The sequence below is a fragment of the Pseudomonas sp. SK3(2021) genome (genome assembly GCF_016772375.1).
Classification (GTDB): Bacteria; Pseudomonadota; Gammaproteobacteria; order Pseudomonadales; family Pseudomonadaceae; genus Aquipseudomonas; species Aquipseudomonas chlororaphis_I.
Map to the genome: position 1 here is coordinate 6,233,608 of NZ_CP061943.1, position 26,470 is coordinate 6,260,077.

Sequence of the window (26,470 nt, forward strand, 5' to 3'; positions counted from 1 at the left end):
AACCGTCGAGATGAGCGAATATTCCCTTTTCACCTCCGAGTCCGTGTCTGAAGGGCATCCGGACAAAATCGCCGACCAGATTTCCGATGCGGTGCTGGACGCCATCATTGCCCAGGACAAGCACGCCCGCGTAGCGGTGGAAACCCTGGTCAAGACCGGCGTGGCCATCGTCGCCGGCGAAGTCACCACCTCGGCCTGGGTTGACCTGGAGCAGATCGTCCGCGACGTCATCACCGACATCGGCTACACCAGCTCCGACGTCGGCTTCGACGGCGCGACCTGCGGCGTAATGAACATCATTGGCAAGCAGTCCCCCGACATCAACCAGGGTGTCGACCGCGCCAAGCCTGAAGACCAGGGCGCCGGCGACCAGGGCCTGATGTTCGGCTACGCCAGCAACGAAACCGACGTGCTCATGCCAGCCCCGATCACTTTCTCGCACCAACTGGTGCAGCGCCAGGCCGAAGCCCGCAAGTCCGGCCTGTTGCCGTGGCTGCGCCCGGATGCCAAGTCCCAGGTCACCTGCCGCTACGAAGGCGGCAAGGTGGTCGGCATCGACGCCGTGGTCCTGTCGACCCAGCACAACCCTGACGTGTCGTACAAAGACCTGCGCGAAGGCGTGATGGAGCTGATCGTCAAGCACGTGCTGCCGGCCGAACTGCTGTCCAAGGACACCCAGTTCCACATCAACCCGACTGGCCAGTTCATCATCGGCGGTCCGGTCGGCGACTGCGGCCTGACCGGTCGCAAGATCATCGTCGACAGCTACGGCGGCATGGCCCGTCATGGTGGCGGCGCGTTCTCCGGCAAGGACCCATCGAAGGTCGACCGTTCGGCCGCCTATGCCGGTCGTTACGTGGCCAAGAACATCGTTGCCGCCGGCCTGGCCGAGCGCTGCGAGATCCAGGTGTCCTACGCCATCGGCGTGGCACAACCGACGTCGATCTCGCTGAACACCTTCGGCACCGGCAAGATCAGCGATGACAAGATCATCAAGCTGGTTCGCGAAATCTTCGACCTGCGCCCTTACGCGATCACCACCATGCTCGACCTGCTGCACCCGATGTACCGCGAGACCGCGGCCTACGGCCACTTCGGTCGCACCCCGCAAACCAAGACCGTGGGTGACGATACGTTCACCACCTTCACCTGGGAAAAGACTGACCGCGCCGAAGCCCTGCGCGCCGCTGCCAACCTGTAATCGCGGCAGCCCCCTACCCAAGCCCCGCACGGTTCGCCTTGCGGGGCTTAATGAGATGGTCACCCCCACACCCTGCGAGGGCTACGCTTTCGCAGGGTGTTTTGTTTTCGGAGGCCATCCTCATGAGCGAGTCAGCGCTGATCGGAATCGATCTCGGCAAGCACAGTTTCCACCTGCACGGCCAGGACACTGCGGGCCGAGAGGTGTTTCACAAGAAGCTCTCGCGTCCACAGATGATGCAGTTCTTCGGCAATCTGCCGGCTTGCACCGTGGTGATGGAGGCATGTGCCGGCGCGCATTTTGTCGCTCGTCAGCTGATCGCCATGGGGCATCAGGCCAAACTGATTTCTCCGCAGTTCGTCCGGCCCTTCGTCAAGGGCAACAAAAACGACTTCGTCGACGCCGAGGCCATTTGCGAAGCGGCCTCGCGCCCATCGATGCGCTTTGTTACGCCTAAAACCGAGGCGCAGCAGACCCTTTCCGTTCTGCACCGCCTGCGCGAATCGCTGGTGCACGACCGCACCAAAGCCGCCAATCAGATGCACGGTTTCCTGCTGGAGTTTGGTATCAGCCTGCCCAAAGGTCTGGCGATCATGAAACGTTTGGCGAGTATCTTGGCCGAGCATGAGTTGCCGGTTCGGCTCACCGGGCAGTTGCAACGCCTGCACGATCACTTCGCTTACCTGGATGAGCAGGTCAAGGAACTGGATAAAGAGCTGGCAGGCCAGCTGGCCGCCGATGATCTGGGCAGTCGCCTGCTGAGCCTGCCGTGTGTCGGGCCGATCACCGCCAGCCTGCTGGCGGTGGAAATGGGCGACGGCCAGCAGTACAAGTGCAGTCGCGACTTCGCAGCATCTGTGGGTCTGGTGCCCAGACAGTACAGCACCGGTGGCAAGGCGAATTTGCTCGGCATCAGCAAGCGCGGTGACAAGCACCTGCGGCAATTACTGGTGCAGTGTGCGCGGGTCTACCTGCAAAGGCTGGACTACCAGCGCGGCCGTTTGGCCGACTGGGTACGCTCAATGCTGACGCGACGCCACTCGAACGTGGTGGCCTGTGCTTTGGCTAACAAGCTGGCGCGGATCGCGTGGGCGCTAGCGGCCCACCATACGCAGTATGAAGCAGGGCCAGGCGCGCTGAGCGCCTGACCCTGCGGTTGTTGCAGCACCACGAAGCACCCTTCAGGTTTTGCGATAGCTGAACAACGGATGACGTGAACGGCCCACCGGCCTGACGAAGAACCTGGCACAAAAATCGGCTTCAGAAGCCGAGGCATTTTTCAGGATCGTCAGGCGCGACTCTCATCGTGGCGCGGGGCATGCCCCCAAACAGACGCCGGATAGATTTAAGCAAGCCAACCACTTCACCCATTGATCAGTATTGCAAAAACGGGGGTGACCATAGATTTTTGTGGCTGAAGGTTTCATGACGTGCAGGGCCCTCTTACGGGAGTCAGCCTGATTCCTGCGGGCGCGAACTGGCTCACGATAAAAACCGGCCCATCGTCAAACCAGCCCGCGAAATACCCGGCAACCCATACGCCCTTTCTCCCTCCCATCCACCCCTCTAGCCTGCAACCTGACTCCCCCGAGCAAGGATGCTCCCCATGCCCTACAAAGCACTGCCCATGGCCGGCCTCCTCCTGAGCGCCATCGCCCTGCCGAGCGCCGCCAGCCCATGCCCCGACTGGACACTCGCCCAGGCGCAAACCGAAACGGCCAGCCTGCAACAGCACATCGACCGCTGGGACGACAGCTACCACCGTGAAGGCCTGTCGCAGGTGAGCGACGAACTCTACGACCAGTCCCGCACCCGGCTCGCGCATTGGCAAAACTGTTTCCCCGCCGTCAGCGCAGACCGCGCCAACCCGCTACGCACCGCCCGCGGCACCGTCCCGCACCCCATTCCCCATACCGGCGTGGAGAAACTGGCCGATGAAAGCGCCGTACGCCAGTGGTTCGCCGGGCGCGAGGAGGTCTGGGTACAGCCCAAGATCGACGGCGTGGCCGTGACCCTGATCTATCGCCAGGGGCGCTTCCAGCAAGCCATCAGCCGTGGGGATGGCCTTCAGGGCCAGGACTGGACCAGGCCCGCGCAACGGATAAGCGCCATCCCCAAACGCCTGTCCGAACCTCGGGACCTGCTGCTACAGGGCGAGCTCTATTGGCGCCAGGACGATCACATACAGGCCAAGGCCGGCAGCCTGAATGCCCGTGGCCAGGTCGCCGGCCTAATGGCCCGCGACCAGTTGGATTCCCAGCAAGCCAGCCAGATCGGCCTGTTCGTCTGGGACTGGCCCCAAGGCCCAAGCACCCTGGCGCAGCGCCTGGACGGCCTCAAGGCCCTGGGGTTTCCCCACGGCAGCGAATACAGCCAGCGCGTCAGTACGTTCGCCGAGGTCCAGCGCTGGCGAGAGCACTGGTATCGCTCGGCCCTACCCTTCGCCAGCGATGGCATCGTCCTGCGCCAGAGCCGGCGCCCGGAAGCACAACGCTGGCAGGCCAAGGCACCCTACTGGATCGCCGCGTGGAAGTACCCGTTCGCCCAGGCCCTGGCCAGGGTGCGCAAGGTCGACTTCAAGATCGGTCGCACCGGCCGGATCACCCCCATGCTCGAACTGGAGCCGGTCCAGCTCGACGACCGGCAGATCAGGCGGGTCAGCGCCGGCTCGCTACCGCGCTGGCAAGAACTGGATATCCGCCCTGGCGACTTGGTATCGATCAGCCTCGCCGGCCTGACCATCCCGCGCCTGGACAGCGTGGTACTGCGCACGTCCCAGCGTGTTCCGCTGCAAGTCCCGGATGCCTCGGCCTTCCATGCGCTCAGTTGCTGGCAGCCCCTGCCCGGCTGCAAGAGCCAGTTCCTCGCGCGCCTGACCTGGCTGAGCGGAAAGTCCGGGCTGGATCTGCCCCATGTGGGTGCCGGCACCTGGGAGAAGCTGCTGGATGCAGGGCTGATCAACGGGCTGGTCGATTGGTTGACCCTCGATCCTGCAGAGCTTGCTAACATTACCGGCCTTGGCGAACGCAGCATCGCGCGTTTGCTGAACAGCCTGCACAGCGCCCGCCAACAACCGTTTCAGCGCTGGCTCAAAGCCCTTGGACTGCCACCGACCGGCAACGCCAGGCTCGAGGATGACTGGGCGGTGTTGGCGGCCAGAACCACCGAACAATGGCAGGCCCAAAGCGCTATCGGCCCGGGACGCGCTGCTCGGTTGAGCGCCTTTTTCCGCGATCCGCAGGTCCTGGCCTTGAGTGAAGAATTACGTGCCGCCGGAATCGAAGGCTTCTGAAGCCTTTACAACCGGCGGCGTTGAACCCCGGGGACGTAGATGGCTCAAACAGCCCAGCGCCCCACTCCTGCTATTCATCTTTTCACATGGAGCCTTTATGAAATTCCTTGCACCGCTCACCCTCTTCGCCGCATTCAGCCTGACAACTCCAGCCCTGATGGCCGCCGAGCAGGCCCCGGAACTCACCGGCTGCGCCGCCAAGCGCCAGGCCATCAGCACCCAGATCGAACAGGCCAAGGCCCATGGCAACAGCGAGCAACAGGCCGGCCTGGAAAAAGCCCTGAACGAAACCACCGCGAACTGCACCGACGCCTCCCTGAAAAAGGAACGCGAAAACAAGGTGCTGGAAGCCAAGCACGAGGTCAGCCGGCGCCAGACCGACCTGGACAAAGCCATGAAAAAAGGAGACGCCGAGAGGATCAACAAACGCAAGGACAAGCTGGCCGAGTCCCGCAAGGAATTGCAGGAAGCCCTCGACGAACTGGACAAGTAAGTTCGAGCCGCCGCGGCAGATGTGCCTGCCGCAGACACCTCAGGCGACGGGATCAGTGATCGCGAAACTCTTTATGGCAGGCACTGCAGGCATCTTCGACTTTCTGCACCGCCGGCCCCAGGTTGCTGGCCTTGTACGGCTGGACCTTGCTGGCGACTACCAATTCACCGGTGGCCGCCTCGAGGGTACGGGCCAGTTCCTGGAAGCGTGCCTGCTTCTGCCAGACATCGTCAGTCGCGCTGGTGTGTTCCTGTTCCTTGACCTGCGGAAAGTGCTTCCAGGGTTCGCGGGACAGGCTGTCCAGCTTGATTGCGCCTTCGGTAAAACGCGGGCCGTCGAACGGGATACGCCCACGGAGCATGCCGCCCAGGTCTTCACCGGTCTTGAGCATCTGTTTGAAGATCGCCTTGCGCTGACCCAGCGGGGAGTTCGGATCGACACCGCCGCAGGCGGACAACGTCAGGCAGGCCAGCAATACAACGGAGAGTCTTTTAAGCGTCATGGCGGCTTCGGGTCACGGGAAACGGCCGCCAGTATCCTCGCCTGCCCGGCAAAGACCAATAGCCCTATTAACAATATGGATTGCCTGAAGTTGCCATGCGCCCAGGCAAGCCACAAAGGAACTACCCCATGAACACCCGTTTCAAGCTGTGGCGTCGACACCTGGCCTGGGCCTTGCCGACCGCGATCCTGTTGGCCGGATGCAATGGCGGCGAAGTCGGCAAGCCCCCCCGACCCCACGCTGTCGCCACCTATACCAGCACCAATTGGGAAGCCTTGCCCACTGTGTCCGACGACGACCTGCTGGCCGGCTTCGGCTCCTGGCGCAGCGCCTGCACCCGGCTGAAGGCCGACCCCGTGTGGGGCCCGACCTGCGCGACCGCGGCCAATGTGCCGCTCACCGCCCTCGATGTCCGCAGCTTCCTCAAGGAACACCTGGACGTCTACGGCCTGCGCTCGGCCAGCGGCAGCAGCAACGGCCTGATCACCGGCTACTACGAACCGGTCTATCCAGGCAGCCTGACCCAGACCCAGGTTGCGTCAGTGCCGGTCTACGGCGTGCCGGAAGACATGATTATCGTCGCCCTCGACAGCATTTATCCCGAGCTCAAGGGCAAGCGCCTGCGTGGCCGCCTCGAAGGCCGGGTGCTGAAACCCTACGACGATGCCGCGACCATCGAAGCCAAGGGGGTCAAGGCGCCAGTGATCGCCTGGCTGACCGATCCGATGAACCTGCAATTCCTGCAGATCCAGGGTTCGGGCCGCATCCAGCTGGAAGACGGGCGCCAGCTGCGCATCGGTTATGCCGACCAGAACGGCCACCCCTACCGCCCCATCGGTCGCTGGCTGGTGGATCAGGGCGAACTGAAGAAAGAAGACGTGACCATGGGCACCATCGCGGCCTGGGCCAAGGCCAACCCCAATCGCATCCCGGAACTGCTGGGCAGCAACCCCAGCTACGTGTTCTTCAACCGCAACCCGGACAGCAACGAAGGCCCGCGCGGCTCGCTGAACGTACCGCTGACCTCCGGCTACAGCGTGGCGGTGGACCGCAAGGTGATACCGCTGGGCAGCCTGTTGTGGCTCTCCACCACCCGGCCCGATGGCAGCAGCCTGATCCGCCCGGTGGCGGCGCAGGACACCGGCGGTGCGATCGCCGGCGAGGTTCGCGCCGACCTGTTCTGGGGCACCGGCGACGCGGCCGGGCAACTGGCGGGGGACATGAAACAGCAGGGCCAGATCTGGATGCTCTGGCCCAAGGGCGCCACGCTGCCGAAAGTGCCTGAAGTCACCGACAGCAAGTAACCCCGTAGCCCTGTAGCCGCTGCCGAGCCCCGCGAGGCTGCGATCGCCTGCGTAGCAGGCGCAAAACTTGAGAGTGCGTTGGGCCAGGATAACCGCGACGCCCCTATTGCGGCCGCTGCGCGCCCGGTCGCAGCCTCGCAAGCTCGGCAGCGGCTACAGGTCAAATGGAGACAAAAAAGAAGCTGGCAATCAGCGCGATGCCGACGAACCACACCAGCGACCGCAAGGTCGCCCAGTCCGCCAGGTAGCAGATGATGTACAGCAGGCGGCTGGTGATGAACAGCACCGCCAGCACATCGATGGTCACCAGTTCGGCGACGTTGGCGATGTGGGCAATGATCACCCCCGCCGCGAAGGCCGGGGTCACTTCAAAACTGTTGAGCTGCGCCGCATGTGCCCGCCGGGCGAACCCCTCGAGGGTCTCGAGATAGGCCCGCGGGTCATGGTTCTGCCGCAGGCCAAAGTTGCCCCCGCTGAACTTGGCGATGCTGTTACACAGGTAGGGAAGGAAGATGGCGATCAATACACACCAGAAAGCAACGGTCATGGCAGAGTCCTTTTTAAAGTCATGAGGGGAGCGGGGTCAGAACTTCATCACCAGCATGCCGATCAGCACCAGCCCACAAGCTAAGAGCCGAGGCCGGCCGAAAGGTTCTTTCAGGTAACGCATGCCGAACAACACCACCAGGATCACGCTGATTTCCCGTAGCGCCGCCGCTTCGGCGATCGATCCCAGCTGCATGGCCCACAGCACCAGAGCGTAGCTGAACAGTACGCAGAACCCGACACTCAACCCCAACTGCCATTGCTCGCGCCAGAACAGGGTGAAGGCCGCACGCTTGCGCAGCAGCGCCAGCAGCGGGAAGGGCCAGGCGCTGAACAGCGTCACCCACACCAGGTAATCCAGCGGACGGGACCAGCGGCGCAACGCCTGGCCATCGATAAAGGTGTAGCAGCCGATGCACAGGCCGATCAGCGCCACCACCGGCAACATCGACCACGGCAGGCGATCGCCGCCACCGCCCTGCCACAGCAGGCACAGCATGCCGAAAGGAATCAGCAGAATGCCGAGGATTTGCTGGGGGCTGAGCACCTCGCCGGCGAAGATCAGGGTCAGGGCCAGCACCACCAGGGGCGAAAGACCGCGCATCAGTGGATAGACCAGGCCCAGGTCGCCGACCCGATAGGCCTGGATCAGCAGGTAGCGGTAGAGCAATTCGAAAACCGCCGAGGCCAGGATCCACGGCCAGATCTCCAGCGGCGGCCATGCGACAAACCCCAGCATCAGCGCCACGAACAACAAGGCGACGCTGTCCATGCAGGCCACCACCAACAAGCGCTCGCCGCTGAACTTGATCAGGGTATTCCACGCCGCATGCAGCAGCGCCGCCACCAGAACCAGAGTTGTCGCCAGCACCTCACACTCCCTGTTTGCGAGAAGAGAATCGATTCACCCAAGTGCCTTGGCTGCCTGTACTGACGCCGACCATGCCGCACTCAGTTGCGCATATATCTATTCCAGTACTTTTTGCTGCTGCCCGATCCGCTGGACCTGAGCCAATGGAGGAGTAAAGCCGGCACGCGTATGCCTGATCAAGACGTCAAGACTACAGACAGGGAATCCTCGCATGCCACTCGCCTTGCTCGCACTGGCTGTTGCCGCCTTCGGCATCGGTACCAGTCATCATGGGCCTGCTGATTACCGGTTGCGCCCTGAACATGGTATTCGGCGCGCCGATCCTCGCCGCCGGCACCGCCAAAACATGCCGCGCAAGGCCACGTTGCCGGGCATGACGCTGATGTTCATCCTCGCAACGTCGCCAGGCGGCCGTGGTCAATGTATCCGGCTGAGCCCCCGACGAGAGAGTGACTGACAGTCGCCTGCAGAACCGCGCACTGGCCGACCGGCTCACCGCCAGAAGAATCTGAACTTTCCTTGTCGGTGTGCCCCGGGCCGCCGGCGGCCCATCCAACCCTTGCCCGATGGCTTTCGGGCTTTCTTTTCACGTTTCTTTCCAAGGGACTCCGGATGCTTGAACTCGTTGCCGCCTTCATCTGCCTGACCACCCTGCTCACCTACGTCAACTTCCGCTTCATCGGCCTGCCGCCGACCATCGGGGTGATGGTCACCGCCCTGCTGTTTTCCCTGCTGCTGCAAGGCTTGAGCTTCCTCGGCTATCCCGGCCTGGAAGAGCATGTGCAACAACTGATCGGCCAGATCGACTTCGGCGACCTGCTGATGAACTGGATGCTGTCGTTCCTGCTGTTCGCCGGCGCCTTGCACGTCAACCTCAACGACCTGCGCAGCTATCGCTGGCCCATCGGCCTGCTGGCCACGGTCGGCGTGCTGATCGCCACGTTCGTCATCGGCAGCCTGGCCTACTGGATCTTCGGCCTGTTCGGCTGGCACGTGAGCTTCCTCTATTGCCTGCTGTTCGGCGCCCTGATCTCGCCGACCGACCCGATCGCGGTGCTCGGCGTGCTGCGTACCGCCAACGCGTCCAAGCCGCTGAAAACCACCATCGTCGGCGAGTCACTGTTCAACGACGGCACCGCGGTGGTGGTGTTCACCGTGCTGCTGGGGATCGCCCAGCTCGGCGAAACCCCGACCCTCGGCGCCACCGCCCTGCTATTTGCCCATGAGGCCATCGGCGGCGTGCTGTTCGGCGGGCTGATCGGCTACCTGGTGTACCTGATGATCAAGAGCATCGAGCAGCACCAGATCGAGGTGATGCTGACCCTGGCGCTGGTAATCGGCGGCTCGGCGATGGCCAGCGAACTGCACGTCTCTGCACCGATCGCGATGGTGGTGGCGGGCCTGATCATCGGCAACCTGGGACGCAACCTGGCGATGAACGACATGACCCGGCGTTACCTGGACGGTTTCTGGGAACTGCTCGACGACATGCTCAACGCCCTGCTGTTCGCCCTGATCGGCATGGAGCTGTTGCTGCTGCCGTTCAACTGGCTGCACTTGCTGGCCGCGTGCCTGCTGGCGGTGGCGATCGTGCTGTCGCGCCTGCTCACCGTGGCCCCGGCCATCGTCCTGCTACGCCGCTGGCGCAGCGTGCCGCGCGGCACCATCCGGGTACTGACCTGGGGCGGCCTGCGCGGCGGGGTTTCGGTGGCGCTGGCCCTGGCCCTACCATTGGGCCCGGAGCGCGACCTGGTACTGAGCATCACCTACATCGTGGTGCTGTCGTCGATCCTCCTGCAGGGCCTGACCATCGGCAAACTGGTACGTCATGTCACCAAGGACGCGCCGGCCGCCGCCCAGGACGCTCACTGACACCCCCCTGCACTTGTAGGAGCGAGCTTGCTCGCGATCAGGGCTGTCAGGCGACGCATTCCAATTGAAATATGCGCTGCCTGGACGAGCCGATCGCGAGCAATCGAGCGTCGGCCGGCTGCTCCTACAAGAGTACGGTTCAGGCGATGGGCTCGTCGTCCTTGAACTGGTCTTTCACGTACCTGATCTCGGTACGACCATGGGGAGCCGGCAAGCCGTCCTCGCCCAGGTTGACGAAGACCATCTTCTCGACGGTGAGGATGCTTTTGCGGGTGATCTTGTTGCGCACTTCGCAGGTCAGGGTGATCGAGGTGCGGCCAAACTCGGTGGCAGTAATGCCCAGTTCGATGATGTCGCCCTGGCGCGAGGCGCTGACGAAATTGATTTCGGAAATGTACTTGGTGACCACGCGCTGGTTGCCCAGCTGGACGATGGCGTAGATCGCCGCTTCTTCGTCGATCCAGCGCAACAGGCTGCCGCCGAACAGCGTGCCGTTGGGGTTGAGGTCTTCAGGCTTTACCCATTTGCGGGTGTGGAAATTCATACTCACTCCTGACCGTCTTGCCGATTGATGCCGGCATCATGGCAGACCCCGGCGCAGAGCTCTATTGAGCTTCTACTATGGTCGCGATTACCGTTCGATCATCGTCCGACAGAAATCCTTGGGAAGTCGCAGGCAGACGGCTATAATCGCCTCCGTTTCAAAACGGTAACGATCACCTGATACCGTTTTCCCGCCACCTGTCCGAGGGGCGCTGCAGCAGGCTAGACCTGTCAGGCTCGGATGGGGCGTTGTCTGGCCGTGATGGTTCGGCCAGTCACTAAACGCACAACGGCGCCCATTCGCATACTTACGAATGGAGGCTCTTCATGAGCGCTGTCATCACGCCTGCAGATTTTACCGACTACAAAGTCGCCGACATGTCCCTGGCCGCCTGGGGCCGTCGTGAAACCATCATCGCCGAATCGGAAATGCCGGCCCTGATGGGTCTGCGCCGCAAGTACGCCGCTGAACAACCGCTCAAGGGCGCGAAGATTCTCGGCTGCATCCACATGACCATCCAGACTGCCGTGCTGATCGAAACCCTGGTTGCCCTGGGTGCCGAAGTACGCTGGTCGTCCTGCAACATCTTCTCGACCCAGGACCAGGCCGCTGCCTCCATCGCCGCCGCCGGTATCCCGGTATTCGCCTGGAAAGGCGAGACCGAGCAAGAGTACGAGTGGTGCCTGGAGCAGACCATCCTCAAGGACGGCAAGCCTTGGGACGCCAACATGATCCTCGACGACGGCGGCGACCTGACCGAGCTGCTGCACAAGAAGTACCCGCAGGTGCTGGATCGCGTCCACGGCGTGACCGAAGAAACCACCACCGGCGTGCACCGCCTGCTGGACATGCTGGCCAAGGGCGAACTGAAGATCCCGGCCATCAACGTCAACGACTCGGTGACCAAGAGCAAGAACGACAACAAGTACGGCTGCCGTCACAGCCTGAACGATGCGATCAAGCGCGGCACCGACCACCTGTTGTCCGGCAAGCAAGCGCTGGTCATCGGCTACGGTGACGTGGGCAAGGGCTCGGCCCAGTCCCTGCGTCAGGAAGGCATGATCGTCAAGGTTTCCGAAGTCGACCCGATCTGCGCCATGCAGGCCTGCATGGACGGTTTCGAACTGGTTTCGCCGTTCATCGACGGGATCAACACCGGCACCGAAGCGAGCATCGACAAGGCCCTGCTGGGCAAGATCGACCTGATCGTGACCACCACCGGTAACGTCAATGTTTGCGACGCCAACATGCTCAAGGCCCTGAAGAAGCGCGCCGTTGTCTGCAACATCGGTCACTTCGACAACGAAATCGACACCGCTTTCATGCGCAAGAACTGGGCATGGGAAGAGGTGAAGCCACAGGTGCACAAGGTTCACCGCACCGGTCCAGGCGCTTTCGACGCCCAGAACGACGATTACCTGATCCTGCTGGCCGAAGGCCGCCTGGTGAACCTGGGCAACGCCACCGGTCACCCAAGCCGCATCATGGACGGTTCGTTCGCCAACCAGGTTCTGGCGCAGATCTTCCTGTTCGGCCAGAAGTACGCCGACCTGTCGCCAGCCCAGAAAGCCGAGCGCCTGACCGTTGAAGTACTGCCGAAGAAACTCGACGAAGAAGTGGCCCTGGAAATGGTCCGCGGTTTCGGTGGCGTGGTCACTCAACTGACCAAGCAACAGGCTGACTACATCGGCGTGACCGTCGAAGGCCCGTTCAAGCCGCACGCTTACCGGTACTAAGAGCAGTTGCAAGCCTTGAGCTTCAAGCGGCAAGCAAGGGCCACAAGCCCTGCTTGCCGCTCGAAGCTTTCGGCTTCGTCCCTATTTGCTTAAACAGTTTCAAGCAGCCCGTTCCAGGCCCAAGAGTTGAGCGCACCTCCGCTACTCTTGCAGTTTGTGGCTTGCAGCTTGTAGCTGGAGGTTTCCTCCATGTCCCAAGACCGTCGCTACAGCTTCGAGTTCTTCCCGACCAAGACCGATGCTGGACATGAAAAACTGCTCGCCACTGCCCGCCAGCTGGCCAGCTACAACCCCGACTTCTTCTCCTGCACCTACGGTGCCGGTGGCTCGACCCGCGACCGCACGATGAACACCGTGCTGCAGCTCGAAAGCGAGGTGAAGATCCCGGCCGCGCCGCACCTGTCCTGCGTGGGCGACAGCAAGGCCGACCTGCGCGGCCTGCTGACCCGGTACAAGGCCGCCGGCATCAACCGTATCGTTGCCCTGCGCGGCGACCTGCCTTCGGGCATGGGCATGGCCAGCGGCGAGCTGCGTCACGCCAACGACCTGGTGAGTTTCATTCGTGAGGAGACTGGCGATCACTTCCACATCGAAGTGGCGGCGTATCCGGAAATGCACCCGCAGGCGCGCAATTTCGAAGACGACCTCAACAACTTCGTACGCAAGGCCAACGCCGGCGCCAACAGTGCGATCACCCAGTACTTCTTCAACGCCGACAGTTATTTCTACTTCGTCGAACGCGTGCAACAAATGGGTGTGAACATCCCGATCGTGCCCGGCATCATGCCGATCACCAACTACAGCAAGCTGGCGCGTTTCTCCGACGCCTGCGGCGCGGAAATCCCGCGCTGGATCCGCAAGCAACTGGAAGCCTACGGCGACGACAGCCAAAGCATTCAGACGTTCGGCGAACAGGTCATCACCGAAATGTGTGAACGTTTGTTGCAAGGCGGGGCGCCAGGGCTGCATTTCTATACCCTGAACCAAGCCGAGCCGAGCCTGGCCGTCTGGAACAACCTGAAGCTGCCACGTTAACCGCCCGACAGCATCAGAAAAGGCCTTGGCGAAATCCAGGGCCTTTTTTTTAACCCCCATACATCCGAAGGATCGCCGTAGATGTCCACAGGCAGCACCGCAGCACGCCCACAATTGATCTATCTGGTTTACGGCGCCACGACCTATCACCAGGAAGCCGCCTTCAGCATTGCCAGTGCCCTGGCCGGGCTGCGCGAAACACCGGGCGAAACCCTCGACATCCAGGTCTTCACCGACAATGCCGCGCCTTACCGCGACCTGCCTGTGCGCGTGCGCCCCTTGGACGAAAACACCCGCCAGGCCTGGATCGCCCCACACGGCTACCACTTTCGCGCCAAGCACGTGGTGATGCAGCAAGTGCTGCAAGAGTCCGAACTGGCGCTGCTGATCGACACCGATACCTTTTTCCACTGCTCGCCGCTGGAACTGTTTCGCCGCATCCAGCCCGGCACCCTGCTGTGTAACGCCTTCGGCATGTGCTACGGCGCCAACAAGGAATCCGGCCTCTATCAGTCCCTGGCCGGCTTGCTGCAGGAGCGCAAACTCGCCGACGATCAGATGCCGCTGCTGAACTCCGGCGTGATCGGCCTGCACCGCGCGGACGCCGATGTGCTGGACCGCTCCATCGCCCTGATGGACGAGCTGTACCCGCGGGCACCGGGCGCCTATACCCTCGAAGAGTTCTGCCTGGCAGTGGCGGCCTATCGCACCAAACAAGTCCGCGAATGCCCCGACCTGATCCACCACTACTGGAGCCGCAAGCAGTTGTTTCGCGCCAAGACCAAGGCCTGGCTGGACAAGCACGGCGCAGCGCCCACCAGCAGCGTCGCGCTGGACGAAACCCGCCTGGTCACCGCGACCCTGCCACGCCCGCCGGCGTTGCAACGCCTGGCCTACAAAATCGTGACCCTGGCCCTGCCCGGGTACCAGCGACAGTTCATGCGCGAAATCCTCTACGGCTGCTACCGCCACACCAACGAATTCGATCAGGCCTGCGCCCCGGTCTGGTGGGAGAAAGCCCGGGAAAACGCCGAAGGCCGCCTGAAAAAACCGCTCAACAGTCATCAACTCGAGCGCTGGTTCAACCACCCGGTGATTCGCCTGGTACTGGGCCAGCGGCGCAAGGCTATCTACCTGCATCTGATCGAGACAAAGGCAACTGAGGCTTGAGCTAGACAGCCTCTGGTATTGGACGACCTCTCGTCGTAATCTCCAGCGATGTCCGTCATCGCCCAGTTGCTGACAGCCTTTATCTGCGCTTGCCTGAGCCTCACCGCCCATGGCGAGAAGCTGCGCATTGTCACCGAACCCTGGGCCCCTTATGTCTATGAGGAACAGGGCAAGGCCCAGGGGCTGGATTACGAAACCACGGCCATTGTCTTCCAGCGCCTGGGGATCGAAGTCGAATGGCAGTTCCTGCCCTGGAAACGTTGCCTGGCCATGCTCGAACAGGGCCAGGCCGACGGCGCCCTGGATATCTTTCACAGCGCCGAACGCGAAAGCAGCCTGCTCTACCCCAGCGAGCCGCTGTCGAACGTCGAGTTCGTGATGTTCTATGCCAACGCCCGGCCTTTTCCGTTCCGCACCCTGGAAGACTTGCGCGGGCTGACCGTGGGCACCTCCCCGGGCTACCTGTACAGCCAGGACTTCAGGGAATCCACGCTGTTCAAGCATGAACCGGCGCCGACCCACGAAGCCAACTTCGGCAAGCTGCTGCGCGGCCGCATCGATCTGCTGATCACCGATCGGCGGGTCGGCCAGCATCTGCTCGACCAACTGGATATTCGCCAGCAGATCACCGAGAACCCGGTGGTCATCAGTCGCCAGAGCCAGTTCCTGGCGGTACGGCGCAATGCCGGCATGGACTTGCTGGTGCAGCGTTTCGGTGCCGAACTCAAGCGTTTCAAGCGCGAGCCGGCCTACGCCGAACTGAGCGCCCGCTACGGCGCGGCCCCGGCCGTCGCCGACTCAAACGCAATGCCGCCCGGCACACCGCTGAAAACCGTTGAGCAGCAGGAACGCAGCGCACGCTGATTGCTCTGTTATACTCCGGCCTTCCCGCCAGGCTCACGCCCGGACGCTCGATCCTGTTCAAGGCATCTCGATACCGCTACAGCGCCGCCGCAAGGCCCGCGCGAGCCCTCGCCGATGAGCCTTCAGGAGCCAAGCAGGACCGGACGGGATTGCGTCCTCTTAAACGCCATTCGCGCCAGGCAAGACTATCCCTCTGGGCCAAGCCCTCACTAAAACAGGATTACTCATGTCCTTTGCTTCCCTCGGTCTCTCCGAGGCTTTAGTCGGCGCCATCGAAGCCGCCGGCTACACCCAGCCTACTCCGGTGCAACAGCGGGCCATTCCCGCCGTGTTGCAAGGTCGCGACCTGATGGTCGCGGCACAGACAGGTACTGGTAAAACCGGCGGTTTCGCCCTTCCGATCCTGGAGCGGTTGTTTCCCAACGGTCACCCGGACAAATCCCAGCGTCACGGCCCGCGCCAACCGCGCGTACTGGTCCTGACCCCGACCCGCGAACTGGCCGCGCAAGTGCACGAGAGCTTCAAGGTCTATGCCCGCGACCTGAAGTTCGTCAGTGCCTGCATCTTTGGCGGCGTCGGCATGAACCCACAGGTTCAGGCCATGGCCCGTGGCGTCGATGTGCTGGTGGCCTGCCCCGGCCGCCTGCTCGACCTGGCCGGCCAGGGCAGCGTCGACCTGTCCCATGTGGAAATCCTCGTGCTCGACGAAGCCGACCGCATGCTCGACATGGGCTTCGTCCATGACGTGAAGAAAGTCCTCGCGCGCCTGCCCGCCAAGCGCCAGAACCTGCTGTTCTCCGCGACCTTCTCCAAGGACATCACGGACCTGGCCGGCAAGCTGCTGCACAACCCCGAGCGCATCGAAGTCACGCCGCCGAACACCACGGTCGAGCGTATCGAGCAACGGGTATTCCGCCTGGCCGCCAGCCACAAGCGTGCCTTGCTGGCCCACCTGATCACCGCCGGCGCCTGGGAACAGGTGCTGGTCTTCACCCGTACCAAGCACGGCGCCAACCGCCTGGCCGAGTACCTGGACAAGCACGGCCTGACCGCCGTCGCCATCCACGGCAACAAGAGCCAGAACGCCCGCACCAAGGCCCTGGCCGACTTCAAGGCCGGTGAAGTGCGGATCCTGGTCGCCACCGACATCGCCGCCCGTGGCCTGGACATCGACCAGCTGCCGCACGTGGTCAACTTCGAGCTGCCGAACGTCGACGAAGACTACGTGCACCGCATTGGCCGTACCGGCCGTGCCGGTCGCTCGGGCGAAGCGATCTCGCTGGTCGCGCCGGACGAAGAGAAGCTGCTCAAGAGCATCGAGCGCATGACCAAGCAGAAGATCCCCGACGGCGATCTGATGGGCTTCGACGCCAGCGCCGTGGAAGCCGAGAAACCGGAAGTGCGCGAGCGTCCGGACGTGCGTAACCCGCGCAATTCCCGCGGCCCGCGTGGCGACGGCCCGAATGGCGGTGGCGGCGGACGTAAAGACAAAGGCAAGGACAAGGGCAAGGAAAAACCCGCCGCTCGCGGCGACCGTCCAGCCCGTGAGCAGAAGCCTCGCGAAGGCACCCCGGCCCGCGAACAGCGCCAGCCGACACCACGTGCCGACCGTGCCCCGGACGAATTCCTGGACGACGATGTGGACAACTTCGGCAACCGCGCCGACTACGTCAGCCCGTACCAGAACAAGAACAACCAACCGGGCCGCGGCCGCCGTCCAGGCGCGCCAGGCCAGGGCGCAGCCAACAGCAATGCGCCACGCGGCGGCGGCCAGGGTCGCTCCGGCGGTCCGCGCAACAGCAGCGGCGCCAGCACCGGCACCCCGCCTGCCAAGCGCAACGGCCCACGCAGCGGTGCGCCACGTGACGGCCAGGCCCGTCGCGAAGAGTCGCGCAATCGTCGTCCGGCCCGTGACGACCAGGCGCGTCAGGAACCGGCGGTGCAGAACCCGCGCGGCAACCAGCCAAAGATCATGCACAAGGAGTCGAAAGCCGACCGCTTCCCGACACCCGAGCAGCTCGATCAACTGCCAAGCCGTCCACGCGGCGAGAAACCAGCCTTGCTGACCCGCAACCGCTGAAGTTTGCGCGGCAATAAAAAACGCCCCTGATCGCAAGATCAGGGGCGTTAATGAGATGGTCACCCCCACACCCTGCGAGGGCTACGCTTTCGCAGGGTGTTTTGTTTTCGGAGGCCATCCTCATGAGCGAGTCAGCGCTGATCGGAATCGATCTCGGCAAGCACAGTTTCCACCTGCACGGCCAGGACACTGCGGGCCGAGAGGTGTTTCACAAGAAGCTCTCGCGTCCACAGATGATGCAGTTCTTCGGCAATCTGCCGGCTTGCACCGTGGTGATGGAGGCATGTGCCGGCGCGCATTTTGTCGCTCGTCAGCTGATCGCCATGGGGCATCAGGCCAAACTGATTTCTCCGCAGTTCGTCCGGCCCTTCGTCAAGGGCAACAAAAACGACTTCGTCGACGCCGAGGCCATTTGCGAAGCGGCCTCGCGCCCATCGATGCGCTTTGTTACGCCTAAAACCGAGGCGCAGCAGACCCTTTCCGTTCTGCACCGCCTGCGCGAATCGCTGGTGCACGACCGCACCAAAGCCGCCAATCAGATGCACGGTTTCCTGCTGGAGTTTGGTATCAGCCTGCCCAAAGGTCTGGCGATCATGAAACGTTTGGCGAGTATCTTGGCCGAGCATGAGTTGCCGGTTCGGCTCACCGGGCAGTTGCAACGCCTGCACGATCACTTCGCTTACCTGGATGAGCAGGTCAAGGAACTGGATAAAGAGCTGGCAGGCCAGCTGGCCGCCGATGATCTGGGCAGTCGCCTGCTGAGCCTGCCGTGTGTCGGGCCGATCACCGCCAGCCTGCTGGCGGTGGAAATGGGCGACGGCCAGCAGTACAAGTGCAGTCGCGACTTCGCAGCATCTGTGGGTCTGGTGCCCAGACAGTACAGCACCGGTGGCAAGGCGAATTTGCTCGGCATCAGCAAGCGCGGTGACAAGCACCTGCGGCAATTACTGGTGCAGTGTGCGCGGGTCTACCTGCAAAGGCTGGACTACCAGCGCGGCCGTTTGGCCGACTGGGTACGCTCAATGCTGACGCGACGCCACTCGAACGTGGTGGCCTGTGCTTTGGCTAACAAGCTGGCGCGGATCGCGTGGGCGCTAGCGGCCCACCATACGCAGTATGAAGCAGGGCCAGGCGCGCTGAGCGCCTGACCCTGCGGTTGTTGCAGCACCACGAAGCACCCTTCAGGTTTTGCGATAGCTGAACAACGGATGACGTGAACGGCCCACCGGCCTGACGAAGAACCTGGCACAAAAATCGGCTTCAGAAGCCGAGGCATTTTTCAGGATCGTCAGGCGCGACTCTCATCGTGGCGCGGGGCATGCCCCCAAACAGACGCCGGATAGATTTAAGCAAGCCAACCACTTCACCCATTGATCAGTATTGCAAAAACGGGGGTGACCATAGATTTTTTATGGCTCTGTAACCGCTGTCGAAGGCTGTGATCGACCGGAAACCGGTCGCAGGCCCCAAGGGCCCTGAAGGTCCTGCGGACCTTGTCGCAGCCTCGCAGGCTCGGCAGCGGCTACAGACGAAGCATTACTTCGCTTTCACACCTTCGAAGGTGATGTACAGGTCGACATTGTTGGAGGCCGGGCCCAGGTCCATCATCTTGCCGAAATCCTGGCGATTGATGCTGGTGGTACCTTCGAAGCCGGCACGGTAGCCGCCCCATGGGTCCTTGCCTTCACCCAGGAAGGTCGCCTTGACCACGACCGGCTTGGTCACACCGTGCAGGGTCAGGTCGCCGGTCACGTCGGCCGTCTGCTTGCCATCGGCGTTCTTGCCGGTTGGCTTGACGCTGGTGGAAACGAACTTGGCGTCAGCGAACTTGCCCACGTCCAGGAAGTCTTTGCTGGCGATGTGCTTGTCACGCTCGGCGTGGTTGGTGAACACGCTGGCGGTGCGCACATTGACTTCGATCTTGGCGTCTTCAGGCTTGGCCGCGTCGAAGCTGAATTTGCCGTCCAGGTCCTTGAAGGTACCGGTGATGAAGCTGTAGCCCAGGTGGCTGATCTTGAAGTCGACGAAGGCGTGCTGGCCTTCCTTGTCGATCACGTAATCAGCGGCCATCGCCTGACCGGCAGACAACAGGGCAGAACCGATTGCCAGAGCGGCGAGAGTCTTTTTCAACATGCTTTCTATTCCTTTTGAGTCGAGGTTGAACATCAGGCTTTGCGCCCCAGCATTCGAGCCAGGGTCGCGTCACGATCGATAAAGTGGTGTTTCAGGGCAGCCAGAGCATGCACTCCGGCAAAGATCACCAGGGCCCAGGCCAGGTACAGGTGCACCTCGCCGGCCACATCCGCCTGGTCCGGCAGTCCGGAAACCAGGGCGGGAATTTCAAACAGGCCAAACACCGGGATCCCGACACCGTCTGCGGTGGAAATCAGGTAACCGGCAATCATCACAGCGAACAGACTGAGATACAGGAAGGCATGGCCGAAGGTGGCGCCCAGGCGCGTCAGGCGACCGTGGTTGGCCGGTGCCGGTGGCGGCGGGCTGACAAAGCGCCACAGCAGCCGCAGCAGCATGACCGCGAACAGCGTCAAGCCAATGCTCTTGTGCAGGTCCGGCGCATCTTTGCGCCAGGCACTGTAGTAATCCAGGCCGACCATCCACAGGCCCAGGGCGAACAGTCCAAAGACTGCCAGCGCCACACTCCAGTGCAGGAAAATGCTTACCCAGCCGTAGCGGGAAGAAGAGTTACGTAGCTGCATCACTTAAATCCTGTAAGAACTGCTGCCCAAGACTATCGATTTAACTATCGAATTAAAGCGGAAATTTTCGCTTTGAAATATCGAGAAATACGATGTTGACCCTACGAACACTAAATTAACCAGGCATTAAGGTCTATGTGGGGAAAACGTGACAGAGCGTCCTGCAACCGCGATCAATTCACCCTTCCAGGCATGCAATGGGTTGTGACGCGGCCTGGCATTGCATAGGCTTGCGCGATTGTTTGCTCGCGTACTGTAGAGCCGCCTCCAGGAGACTGAACATGGGCCTCAACAACCAGTGGATGCAACGCGATCTCGCGGTGTTATGGCATCCCTGCACCCAGATGAAAGACCACGAGCAGCTGCCGCTGATCCCGATCAAGCGCGGCGAAGGCGTGTGGCTGGAGGACTTCGAAGGCAAGCGCTACCTCGATGCGGTCAGCTCCTGGTGGGTCAACGTATTCGGCCACGCCAACCCGCGCATCAACCAGCGCATCAAGGATCAGGTCGATCAACTGGAGCACGTGATTCTCGCCGGCTTCAGCCATCAGCCGGTGATCGAGCTGTCCGAGCGCCTGGTGAAAATGACCCCTGAGGGCCTGACCCGCTGCTTCTATGCCGACAACGGCTCGTCGTGCATCGAAGTGGCGATGAAGATGAGCTTCCACTACTGGTTCAACCGCGGCCAGAAGGACAAGAAGCGCTTCGTCACCCTGACCAACAGCTACCACGGCGAAACCATCGCCGCGATGTCGGTGGGCGATGTGCCGCTGTTCACCGAGACCTACAAGGCCCTGCTGCTGGACACCATCAAGGTGCCGAGCCCGGACTGCTACCTGCGCCCCGAAGGCATGAGCTGGGAAGAACACTCGCGCAACATGTTCGCGGCCATGGAGCAGACCCTGGCGGAACATCACGCCACCCTCGCCGCGGTGATAGTCGAGCCGCTGATCCAGGGCGCCGGCGGCATGCGCATGTACCACCCGGTGTACCTCAAGCTGCTGCGCGAGGCCTGCGACCGCTACGGCGTGCACCTGATCTTTGATGAGATCGCCGTCGGCTTCGGCCGTACCGGCACGATGTTCGCCTGCGAACAGGCCGGCATCCGCCCGGACTTCCTCTGCCTGTCCAAGGCCCTGACCGGCGGCTACCTGCCGCTGGCCGCGTGCCTGACCACCGATGAAGTCTACAGCGCCTTCTACGACGACTACCCGACCCTGCGCGCCTTCCTCCACTCCCACAGCTACACCGGCAACCCGCTGGCCTGTGCCGCGGCACTGGCGACCCTGGATATCTTCGAGCAGGACAACGTCATCGAGAACAACCGGGCGCTGGCCCAGCGCATGGCCAGCTCGACCGCGCACCTGGCGGATCACCCGCACGTTGCGGAAGTTCGCCAGACCGGCATGGTGCTGGCTATCGAGATGGTCCAGGACAAGGCCAGCAAGACCGCCTACCCGTGGCAGGAACGCCGTGGCCTGAAAGTCTTCCAGCATGCCCTGGAGCGCGGCGCCCTGCTGCGTCCGCTGGGCAGCGTGGTGTATTTCCTGCCGCCCTACGTGATCACCCCGGAGCAGATCGACTTCCTCGCCGAGGTGGCCAGCGAAGGTATCGATATCGCCACTAGCGACAAGGTCAGCGTGGCGGTGCCCAAGGACTTCCACCCAGGCTTCCGCGATCCGGGCTGATAACCGCGCGAGCAAGCCCGCCCGCCGCAGGGGCGAGCTTGCTCGCGAAAAGCTCCGACTGACTGACACCGATCCAGAATTTTCCCCAGAGAACCACCATGAGACTGTCCCGCTTCTTTATCGACGCCCCCCTGAGCCTCGGCGAGCACGAGCTACCGGAAGCCCAGGCCCACTACATCGGGCGCGTACTGCGCATGGCCGAGGGCGACGCGCTGCAGCTGTTCGACGGTTCGGGCAACGAGTTTCGCGGCACGCTGCTGGAAGTCGGCAAGAAACGCGTGGTGGTCCGGCTCGATGAAAGCTTCGCCGGGCAGGTCGAGTCGCCACTGCAGATCCACCTCGGCCAGGGCCTGTCCCGGGGCGAGCGCATGGACTGGGCGATTCAGAAAGCCACCGAACTGGGGGTGAGTGAAATCACCCCGATCTTCAGCGAGCGCTGCGAAGTGCGGCTCAAGGACGAACGCGCCGACAAGCGCCTGACCCACTGGCGCCAGGTGGCCGTCAGCGCCTGCGAACAATGCGGGCGCTCACGGGTGCCGGTGATTCATCCGCCGGTGCTGCTGGCCGACTGGATCAAGCAGACCCAGGCCGACCTCAAGCTGGTGCTGCATCCGGTGGCCGAGCCGCTGATAAGCCACGCCAAACCGGCGACCCTGGCATTCCTGATCGGCCCGGAAGGCGGTTTGTCCGATGCCGAAGTGGACCAGGCCCAGGACGCGGGCTTCCTGCCGGCGCGCCTCGGCCCGCGGGTGCTGCGCACCGAAACCGCGCCGGTGGTGGCGCTGGCGGTAGCCCAGCAGCTGTGGGGCGACTTCTAACCCGCTCCCGCCTCTGCAGGAGCGAGCTTGCTCGCGAAAAACCGGCTCAGCCAACGCAATTTCCACGTCCGGATGATCCGATCGCGAGCAAGCTCGCTCCTACAAAGGGGCCGATCACTCCACCGGGTCGCTCACCGGCTTGGCGATGATCGCCTTCAGCTCGCTGGTCATCGGGAATTCCAGGTTCAGGCCCTTGGGCGGAATCGGCTGCTCGAACCAGCGCTGGTAGATCCCGTTGATTTCCCCTGAGCGGTACAAGTCCGCCAGGGTGCTGTTCACCAATTCCAGGAACTGTGGATCGTCCTTGCGCACCATGCAGCTGTAGATTTCCCGCGACTGCTCCTCGCCGACCACCACCCAGTTGTGCGGATCGCGGGCCTTGGCCCGTTCGCCGTAGAGCAGCGCGTCGTCCATGTAGAACGCCGCGGCGCGACCCGATTGCAGCATCTGGAAGGCTTCGCCGTGGTCCTTGGCGCTGATCACGAACATGTCGATCTTGTGCTCGACGTTGTAGCTCTTGAGGAAGCGCTCGTTGGTAGTGCCGGCGGTGGTCACCACGTTCTTGCCGCGCAGGTCGGCGAAACGCTTGATCCCGCTGTCCCTGGCGGTCAGCAACTGGCCCTTGACGTAGATGAAGCCGTAGGAAAACGCCACCTGCTTCTGCCGTTCGGCGGTCACTCCGGTGGAGCCGCATTCCAGGTCCACGGTGCCGTTCTGCACCAGCGGGATGCGCGTCTGCGACGTCACCAGGTTGTACTTCACCGCCAGTTGCGGCAATGCCAGTTTGTCGCGGATGCGCTCGACGACCTTGCTCGCCAGGTCCACCGAGTAGCCCATGGGTTTGCCGCTGTTGTCACCCACGTAGGAAAACGGCACCGACGCATCGCGATAACCCAGGGTAATACTGCCGGCATTGGCGATCTTGCCCAGGGTCCCGGTCAACGGCGCCTCGCTGGCGTACAGCGGGGAGCCGAGCAACAGGCCCAGGGTGCAGCCGAGCAACGTGATTTTTTGCATTGTTATTCTCCGTTGTGGGTGAAGGCGTTAGCGGCGAACCGCGATGACGGTGATTTCCACCAGGATGTCCGGACGCGCCAGGGCGGCCTGCACCGTGGTGCGGCTTGGCGCCTGGCCAGGGGACAGCCAGGCCGACCAGACCTCGTTCATCGCGGCAAAGTCCTGCTGGATGTCTTTCAGGTAGAGGGTCGCACTGAGCAGATGATCCTTGTCGCTGCCGGCCTCGGCCAGCAAGGCGTCGATCTTCGCCAGCACTTCGCGGGTCTGGCCGGCGGCATCGGTGGCCGGGCCCGGCACTTGGCCGGACAGGAACAGCAGATCGGCGAAGCTCACGACAGCGCTGAGGCGGTCATTGCTGTGGAGACGCTGGATGGTCATGGGACAGCTCCTGGTACGCGGAAGAAATCAGGCGGCATGGGGCGCGAGGCCCTGCATGTCGATAGAAGGACGGCGCTGGCCGATCAGCTCGGCCAGCAGGCGCCCGCTGCCACAGGCCAGGGTGAACCCCAGGGCGCCGTGGCCGAGGTTGAGCCACAGGTTGCGGTAGCCGGTGGCGCCAATCAGCGGTACGCCGCTGGGGGTCGCCGGGCGCATGCCGGCCCACTCGATGGCGGCATCATAGTCGCCGGCGTTGGCGAAGGTTTCCCGGGCCTGGCGCTGCATCAGGGCCAGGCGCTTGGGGTCCGGAGACGGGTCGAAACCGACGATATCGACCATGGCCGCTACCCGCAGCTGCTGGCCGATCCGCGCGTAGACGATCTTGCGGTTGTAGTCGGTGATGCTGATCTCCGGTGCACGGTGCCCCGCGCCGATCGGTACGCTGAGGCTGTAGCCCTTGAGCGGATACAGCGGCAGCTTCAGCCCGGGCAACGCCAGTTCGCCACTGCGATGACCGGCAGCGAGTATCAGTTGATCCACCGCCAGCACCTCGTCACCCAGCTCGATGGCCTGCACCTGCCCGCCCGCCTGACGAATACCGGTGACCGGGCGCCCCGTCAGCAGCTGGCAGCGGCCGGAAGCCTGCAGCCGCGCCACCAGTTGCTGGCAGAAGGCGTGACAGTCGGCCACCTCTTCGTCCGGAGTGAAGATGCCGCCGACAAAGGGCGCGCCGCCGAGGGTCGGCTCCAGTTGCGCGCATTCGCCAGCGGACAGTACCTGCTGCTGGCGCGGATCGGCCAGGCCATGGCGGGCATGCTCGAAACTGGCGGTTTCGCGAAAGGTCACCAGCTTGCCGTTGCGCCGCCAGTGAAACCCCTCGAGCCGGTCCTCCTCGCGCCAGCGCTGCAAGGTGGCCTGGCTCAGCAGCGCCAGGCGCAGCAGGTGGGCACCGTTGCGCCGGTTGACCGAGCCACGGCAGGCCGCCAGGAACCCGGCCATCCAGCGCCACTGCGCCGGGTCCAGGCGCGGGCGCAGCTTCAGCGGCGAATCGCCCCGCAGCATCCAGCCCAGGGCCTGCCAGGGCACGCCGGCATCGGCCAGCGGCGCCACGTAGCGGTACGACAGCTGGCCGCCGTTGGCGAAGCTGGTCTGGCTGGCGAAGGATTCGCGCGCCTCCACCAGGCTGACGTCGAACCCCTCGCGAACCAGGGCGTAGGCGCTGGCCAGGCCGATGACCCCGCCGCCGATGATGCAAACCCGCTGTGCCATGTCAGTCCTTAAACCTTGTTGAGCGGGCTTCAGGTTAGGACCAGGTGACAGGCCCGGGACAATGAATAAAGATGGACCACCCATAAACAAAGGTTATGGACTCATCATGCGACTGCGTCATATCGAGATTTTCCAGGCCATCCGCCAGACCGGTTCGATCAGCGGCGCCGCGCAACTGCTGCACGTCTCCCAGCCGGCGGTGACCAAGGTCCTGCAGCACGCCGAGCAGCAACTGGGGTTCCCGCTGTTCCTGCGGGTCAAGGGCAAGTTGCAGGCCACCCCGGAAGCCCTGGAACTGGAGCGCGAAGTCGACAAGGTCAGCGAAAGCCTGCAAGGGGTGCGACGCCTGGCCCAGAGCCTGCGCCGCGAGCCGGGTCACAGCCTGCGGATCGGCGCCACGCCGGCGTTGGCCCTGTCCTTGTTGCCGCCGGCCATCAACCAGTGGACCCGGCGCTACCCGGACATCGTCTGCGAGCTGTCCAGCGCCCACAGCCGGGAGCTGGTGCAGAACCTGCTGATGCGCGAAATCGACGTGGCCCTGACCCTGCAACGCCCGGATCATCCGGGGCTGACCGCCCAGGCCCTGGCCAGCGGCGTTCTGGTGGCGCTCGCGCCGCTGGAGTACTGGCCCCAGGCGGCCAGGGGCACGCCGCTGCCGTTGATGGAACTGGCGGGCGCGCCTTTGATCGGCCTGTCCAGCGCCGACCCGCTGGCGGCGAAACTCGACGGTTACCTGAAAGCCGTGGAGCCGGCGCCCCGGGTCAGCATCGCCGTGCAGACTTACTCCCTGGCCCGGGCCATGGTCGAGTCCGGGGCCGGGCTGGCGGTGATCGACCCCTTCACCGCCCTCGGCGCCTCCCCCGCCTGTACCGCGATCCGCCCGCTGACGCCGGCGCTGCCCATCACCCTGTATGCCGTGACCCGCGCGGCGGAGGCGCTGCCCCATACCTTGAGCAGCCTGCTGGAGATCTTTGGTGGGCGGGCGCAGGAGCAGTTGGATCGGTTGATGACCGGGGATTGAGGCGGCCCTGCCGGGCCTTATCGCGAGCAAGGTAGACGGTATCTGTAGGAGC

At 63.3% G+C, this 26,470-nt stretch carries 24 protein-coding genes, 1 pseudogene and 1 riboswitch; of the genes and pseudogenes, 16 read left to right on the forward strand and 9 right to left on the reverse strand.

The features are described from left to right. Positions 1-10: 10 nt before the first annotated feature. The 4 genes from metK to IF690_RS27755 all read left to right on the forward strand — a co-directional run bounded on the left by metK (position 11) and on the right by IF690_RS27755 (position 4,986). Complete coding sequence (metK, locus tag IF690_RS27740; protein WP_023969227.1) at positions 11-1,201, forward strand: methionine adenosyltransferase; 1,191 nt, start codon at positions 11-13, stop codon at positions 1,199-1,201. A gap of 122 nt (positions 1,202-1,323) precedes the next feature. After that, positions 1,324-2,349, forward strand: coding sequence for an IS110 family RNA-guided transposase (locus tag IF690_RS27745; protein WP_202696683.1), 1,026 nt, complete (start codon positions 1,324-1,326; stop codon positions 2,347-2,349). Between the two features lie 458 nt (positions 2,350-2,807). Further along, complete coding sequence (ligB, locus tag IF690_RS27750; protein ID WP_202698211.1) at positions 2,808-4,493, forward strand: NAD-dependent DNA ligase LigB; 1,686 nt, start codon at positions 2,808-2,810, stop codon at positions 4,491-4,493. Positions 4,494-4,590: 97 nt separating this feature from the next. Next, positions 4,591-4,986, forward strand: coding sequence for a DUF1090 domain-containing protein (locus tag IF690_RS27755; protein WP_202698212.1), 396 nt, complete (start codon positions 4,591-4,593; stop codon positions 4,984-4,986). Between the two features lie 52 nt (positions 4,987-5,038). On the opposite strand, the gene IF690_RS27760 is transcribed toward IF690_RS27755, so the two are convergent. Further along, positions 5,039-5,488 carry a c-type cytochrome gene (locus tag IF690_RS27760; protein WP_202698213.1) on the reverse strand — a complete coding sequence of 150 codons (450 nt, stop codon included), beginning with the start codon at positions 5,486-5,488 and terminating at the stop codon, positions 5,039-5,041. Positions 5,489-5,616: 128 nt separating this feature from the next. Between IF690_RS27760 and mltA the strand changes: the two genes are divergently transcribed. Beyond that, positions 5,617-6,792: a murein transglycosylase A gene (mltA, locus tag IF690_RS27765; RefSeq protein WP_202698214.1), complete on the forward strand. Its 1,176-nt coding sequence runs from the start codon at positions 5,617-5,619 to the stop codon at positions 6,790-6,792. 160 nt (positions 6,793-6,952) lie between these two features. Here mltA and IF690_RS27770 read toward each other — a convergent pair whose 3' ends face one another. Continuing rightward, positions 6,953-7,339: an MAPEG family protein gene (locus IF690_RS27770; RefSeq protein ID WP_202698215.1), complete on the reverse strand. Its 387-nt coding sequence runs from the start codon at positions 7,337-7,339 to the stop codon at positions 6,953-6,955. A 36-nt stretch (positions 7,340-7,375) separates the two neighbouring features. Next, on the reverse strand, positions 7,376-8,209 hold the full coding sequence (locus IF690_RS27775; protein ID WP_202698216.1) for an EamA family transporter: 834 nt from the start codon (positions 8,207-8,209) through the stop codon (positions 7,376-7,378). Positions 8,210-8,420: 211 nt separating this feature from the next. Here IF690_RS27775 and IF690_RS27780 point away from each other — a divergent pair. Further along, positions 8,421-8,603, forward strand: a pseudogene (locus tag IF690_RS27780) (MFS transporter); the annotation flags it as partial. A 218-nt stretch (positions 8,604-8,821) separates the two neighbouring features. Then, complete coding sequence (locus IF690_RS27785; protein ID WP_202698217.1) at positions 8,822-10,081, forward strand: cation:proton antiporter; 1,260 nt, start codon at positions 8,822-8,824, stop codon at positions 10,079-10,081. A gap of 139 nt (positions 10,082-10,220) precedes the next feature. On the opposite strand, the gene IF690_RS27790 is transcribed toward IF690_RS27785, so the two are convergent. Continuing rightward, positions 10,221-10,625: an acyl-CoA thioesterase gene (locus tag IF690_RS27790; RefSeq protein WP_007932525.1), complete on the reverse strand. Its 405-nt coding sequence runs from the start codon at positions 10,623-10,625 to the stop codon at positions 10,221-10,223. Between the two features lie 197 nt (positions 10,626-10,822). Then, a riboswitch (S-adenosyl-L-homocysteine riboswitch) is annotated at positions 10,823-10,929 on the forward strand. A 22-nt stretch (positions 10,930-10,951) separates the two neighbouring features. On the opposite strand from IF690_RS27790, the gene ahcY reads away from it, so the two are divergent. The 6 genes from ahcY (at position 10,952) to IF690_RS27820 (ending at position 18,658) form a co-directional block, all read left to right on the forward strand. Then, positions 10,952-12,361, forward strand: coding sequence for an adenosylhomocysteinase (gene ahcY, locus IF690_RS27795; RefSeq protein ID WP_009045993.1), 1,410 nt, complete (start codon positions 10,952-10,954; stop codon positions 12,359-12,361). Positions 12,362-12,550: 189 nt separating this feature from the next. Continuing rightward, complete coding sequence (gene metF / locus IF690_RS27800) at positions 12,551-13,396, forward strand: methylenetetrahydrofolate reductase [NAD(P)H] (RefSeq protein ID WP_202698218.1); 846 nt, start codon at positions 12,551-12,553, stop codon at positions 13,394-13,396. Positions 13,397-13,477: 81 nt separating this feature from the next. Continuing rightward, the gene (locus IF690_RS27805) at positions 13,478-14,566 is read left to right on the forward strand and encodes a hypothetical protein (protein WP_202698219.1); all 1,089 of its coding nucleotides are present in this window, start codon (positions 13,478-13,480) and stop codon (positions 14,564-14,566) included. Between the two features lie 48 nt (positions 14,567-14,614). Beyond that, positions 14,615-15,430, forward strand: coding sequence for a substrate-binding periplasmic protein (locus IF690_RS27810; RefSeq protein ID WP_202698220.1), 816 nt, complete (start codon positions 14,615-14,617; stop codon positions 15,428-15,430). A gap of 226 nt (positions 15,431-15,656) precedes the next feature. Then, positions 15,657-17,510, forward strand: coding sequence for an RNA helicase RhlE2 (rhlE2, locus tag IF690_RS27815; RefSeq protein WP_202698221.1), 1,854 nt, complete (start codon positions 15,657-15,659; stop codon positions 17,508-17,510). Between the two features lie 122 nt (positions 17,511-17,632). Continuing rightward, positions 17,633-18,658: an IS110 family RNA-guided transposase gene (locus IF690_RS27820; RefSeq protein ID WP_202696683.1), complete on the forward strand. Its 1,026-nt coding sequence runs from the start codon at positions 17,633-17,635 to the stop codon at positions 18,656-18,658. A gap of 388 nt (positions 18,659-19,046) precedes the next feature. On the opposite strand, the gene IF690_RS27825 is transcribed toward IF690_RS27820, so the two are convergent. Both IF690_RS27825 and IF690_RS27830 read right to left on the reverse strand, forming a co-directional pair. Further along, a complete protein-coding gene (locus IF690_RS27825) occupies positions 19,047-19,643 on the reverse strand; it encodes a YceI family protein (protein ID WP_009051286.1) in 597 nt (198 codons plus the stop codon). Positions 19,644-19,675: 32 nt separating this feature from the next. Beyond that, positions 19,676-20,227, reverse strand: coding sequence for a cytochrome b (locus IF690_RS27830; RefSeq protein WP_202698222.1), 552 nt, complete (start codon positions 20,225-20,227; stop codon positions 19,676-19,678). A gap of 281 nt (positions 20,228-20,508) precedes the next feature. On the opposite strand from IF690_RS27830, the gene IF690_RS27835 reads away from it, so the two are divergent. Both IF690_RS27835 and IF690_RS27840 read left to right on the forward strand, forming a co-directional pair. Beyond that, positions 20,509-21,915, forward strand: a complete 1,407-nt coding sequence (locus IF690_RS27835; RefSeq protein ID WP_202698223.1) for an adenosylmethionine--8-amino-7-oxononanoate transaminase — start codon at positions 20,509-20,511, stop codon at positions 21,913-21,915. Positions 21,916-22,013: 98 nt separating this feature from the next. Beyond that, the gene (locus IF690_RS27840; protein WP_202698224.1) at positions 22,014-22,733 is read left to right on the forward strand and encodes a 16S rRNA (uracil(1498)-N(3))-methyltransferase; all 720 of its coding nucleotides are present in this window, start codon (positions 22,014-22,016) and stop codon (positions 22,731-22,733) included. A gap of 114 nt (positions 22,734-22,847) precedes the next feature. Here the strand turns inward: IF690_RS27840 and IF690_RS27845 are convergent, their stop codons facing one another. Genes IF690_RS27845 through IF690_RS27855 form a run of 3 tightly spaced genes read right to left on the reverse strand, consistent with a single transcriptional unit; the run spans position 22,848 to position 25,397 of the window. Then, positions 22,848-23,750: a transporter substrate-binding domain-containing protein gene (locus IF690_RS27845; protein ID WP_009051290.1), complete on the reverse strand. Its 903-nt coding sequence runs from the start codon at positions 23,748-23,750 to the stop codon at positions 22,848-22,850. Positions 23,751-23,777: 27 nt separating this feature from the next. Then, the gene (locus IF690_RS27850; protein ID WP_124322669.1) at positions 23,778-24,128 is read right to left on the reverse strand and encodes a RidA family protein; all 351 of its coding nucleotides are present in this window, start codon (positions 24,126-24,128) and stop codon (positions 23,778-23,780) included. A 27-nt stretch (positions 24,129-24,155) separates the two neighbouring features. Then, positions 24,156-25,397, reverse strand: coding sequence for a D-amino acid dehydrogenase (locus IF690_RS27855; RefSeq protein ID WP_202698225.1), 1,242 nt, complete (start codon positions 25,395-25,397; stop codon positions 24,156-24,158). A gap of 106 nt (positions 25,398-25,503) precedes the next feature. On the opposite strand from IF690_RS27855, the gene IF690_RS27860 reads away from it, so the two are divergent. Next, positions 25,504-26,418, forward strand: a complete 915-nt coding sequence (locus tag IF690_RS27860; protein ID WP_202698226.1) for a LysR family transcriptional regulator — start codon at positions 25,504-25,506, stop codon at positions 26,416-26,418. Positions 26,419-26,470 lie beyond the last annotated feature (52 nt).

Excerpts from the sequence above, each read along its gene's own strand:
- metK (WP_023969227.1), top strand. The coding sequence starts at position 11 with ATGAGCGAATATTCCCTTTTCACCTCCGAGTCCGTGTCTGAAGGGCAT.
- IF690_RS27745 (WP_202696683.1), top strand. The coding sequence starts at position 1,324 with ATGAGCGAGTCAGCGCTGATCGGAATCGATCTCGGCAAGCACAGTTTC.
- ligB (WP_202698211.1), top strand. The coding sequence starts at position 2,808 with ATGCCCTACAAAGCACTGCCCATGGCCGGCCTCCTCCTGAGCGCCATC.
- IF690_RS27755 (WP_202698212.1), top strand. The coding sequence starts at position 4,591 with ATGAAATTCCTTGCACCGCTCACCCTCTTCGCCGCATTCAGCCTGACA.
- IF690_RS27760 (WP_202698213.1), bottom strand. The coding sequence starts at position 5,488 with ATGACGCTTAAAAGACTCTCCGTTGTATTGCTGGCCTGCCTGACGTTG.
- mltA (WP_202698214.1), top strand. The coding sequence starts at position 5,617 with ATGAACACCCGTTTCAAGCTGTGGCGTCGACACCTGGCCTGGGCCTTG.
- IF690_RS27770 (WP_202698215.1), bottom strand. The coding sequence starts at position 7,339 with ATGACCGTTGCTTTCTGGTGTGTATTGATCGCCATCTTCCTTCCCTAC.
- IF690_RS27785 (WP_202698217.1), top strand. The coding sequence starts at position 8,822 with ATGCTTGAACTCGTTGCCGCCTTCATCTGCCTGACCACCCTGCTCACC.
- IF690_RS27790 (WP_007932525.1), bottom strand. The coding sequence starts at position 10,625 with ATGAATTTCCACACCCGCAAATGGGTAAAGCCTGAAGACCTCAACCCC.
- ahcY (WP_009045993.1), top strand. The coding sequence starts at position 10,952 with ATGAGCGCTGTCATCACGCCTGCAGATTTTACCGACTACAAAGTCGCC.
- metF (WP_202698218.1), top strand. The coding sequence starts at position 12,551 with ATGTCCCAAGACCGTCGCTACAGCTTCGAGTTCTTCCCGACCAAGACC.
- IF690_RS27805 (WP_202698219.1), top strand. The coding sequence starts at position 13,478 with ATGTCCACAGGCAGCACCGCAGCACGCCCACAATTGATCTATCTGGTT.
- IF690_RS27810 (WP_202698220.1), top strand. The coding sequence starts at position 14,615 with ATGTCCGTCATCGCCCAGTTGCTGACAGCCTTTATCTGCGCTTGCCTG.
- rhlE2 (WP_202698221.1), top strand. The coding sequence starts at position 15,657 with ATGTCCTTTGCTTCCCTCGGTCTCTCCGAGGCTTTAGTCGGCGCCATC.
- IF690_RS27820 (WP_202696683.1), top strand. The coding sequence starts at position 17,633 with ATGAGCGAGTCAGCGCTGATCGGAATCGATCTCGGCAAGCACAGTTTC.
- IF690_RS27825 (WP_009051286.1), bottom strand. The coding sequence starts at position 19,643 with ATGTTGAAAAAGACTCTCGCCGCTCTGGCAATCGGTTCTGCCCTGTTG.
- IF690_RS27830 (WP_202698222.1), bottom strand. The coding sequence starts at position 20,227 with ATGCAGCTACGTAACTCTTCTTCCCGCTACGGCTGGGTAAGCATTTTC.
- IF690_RS27835 (WP_202698223.1), top strand. The coding sequence starts at position 20,509 with ATGGGCCTCAACAACCAGTGGATGCAACGCGATCTCGCGGTGTTATGG.
- IF690_RS27840 (WP_202698224.1), top strand. The coding sequence starts at position 22,014 with ATGAGACTGTCCCGCTTCTTTATCGACGCCCCCCTGAGCCTCGGCGAG.
- IF690_RS27845 (WP_009051290.1), bottom strand. The coding sequence starts at position 23,750 with ATGCAAAAAATCACGTTGCTCGGCTGCACCCTGGGCCTGTTGCTCGGC.
- IF690_RS27850 (WP_124322669.1), bottom strand. The coding sequence starts at position 24,128 with ATGACCATCCAGCGTCTCCACAGCAATGACCGCCTCAGCGCTGTCGTG.
- IF690_RS27855 (WP_202698225.1), bottom strand. The coding sequence starts at position 25,397 with ATGGCACAGCGGGTTTGCATCATCGGCGGCGGGGTCATCGGCCTGGCC.
- IF690_RS27860 (WP_202698226.1), top strand. The coding sequence starts at position 25,504 with ATGCGACTGCGTCATATCGAGATTTTCCAGGCCATCCGCCAGACCGGT.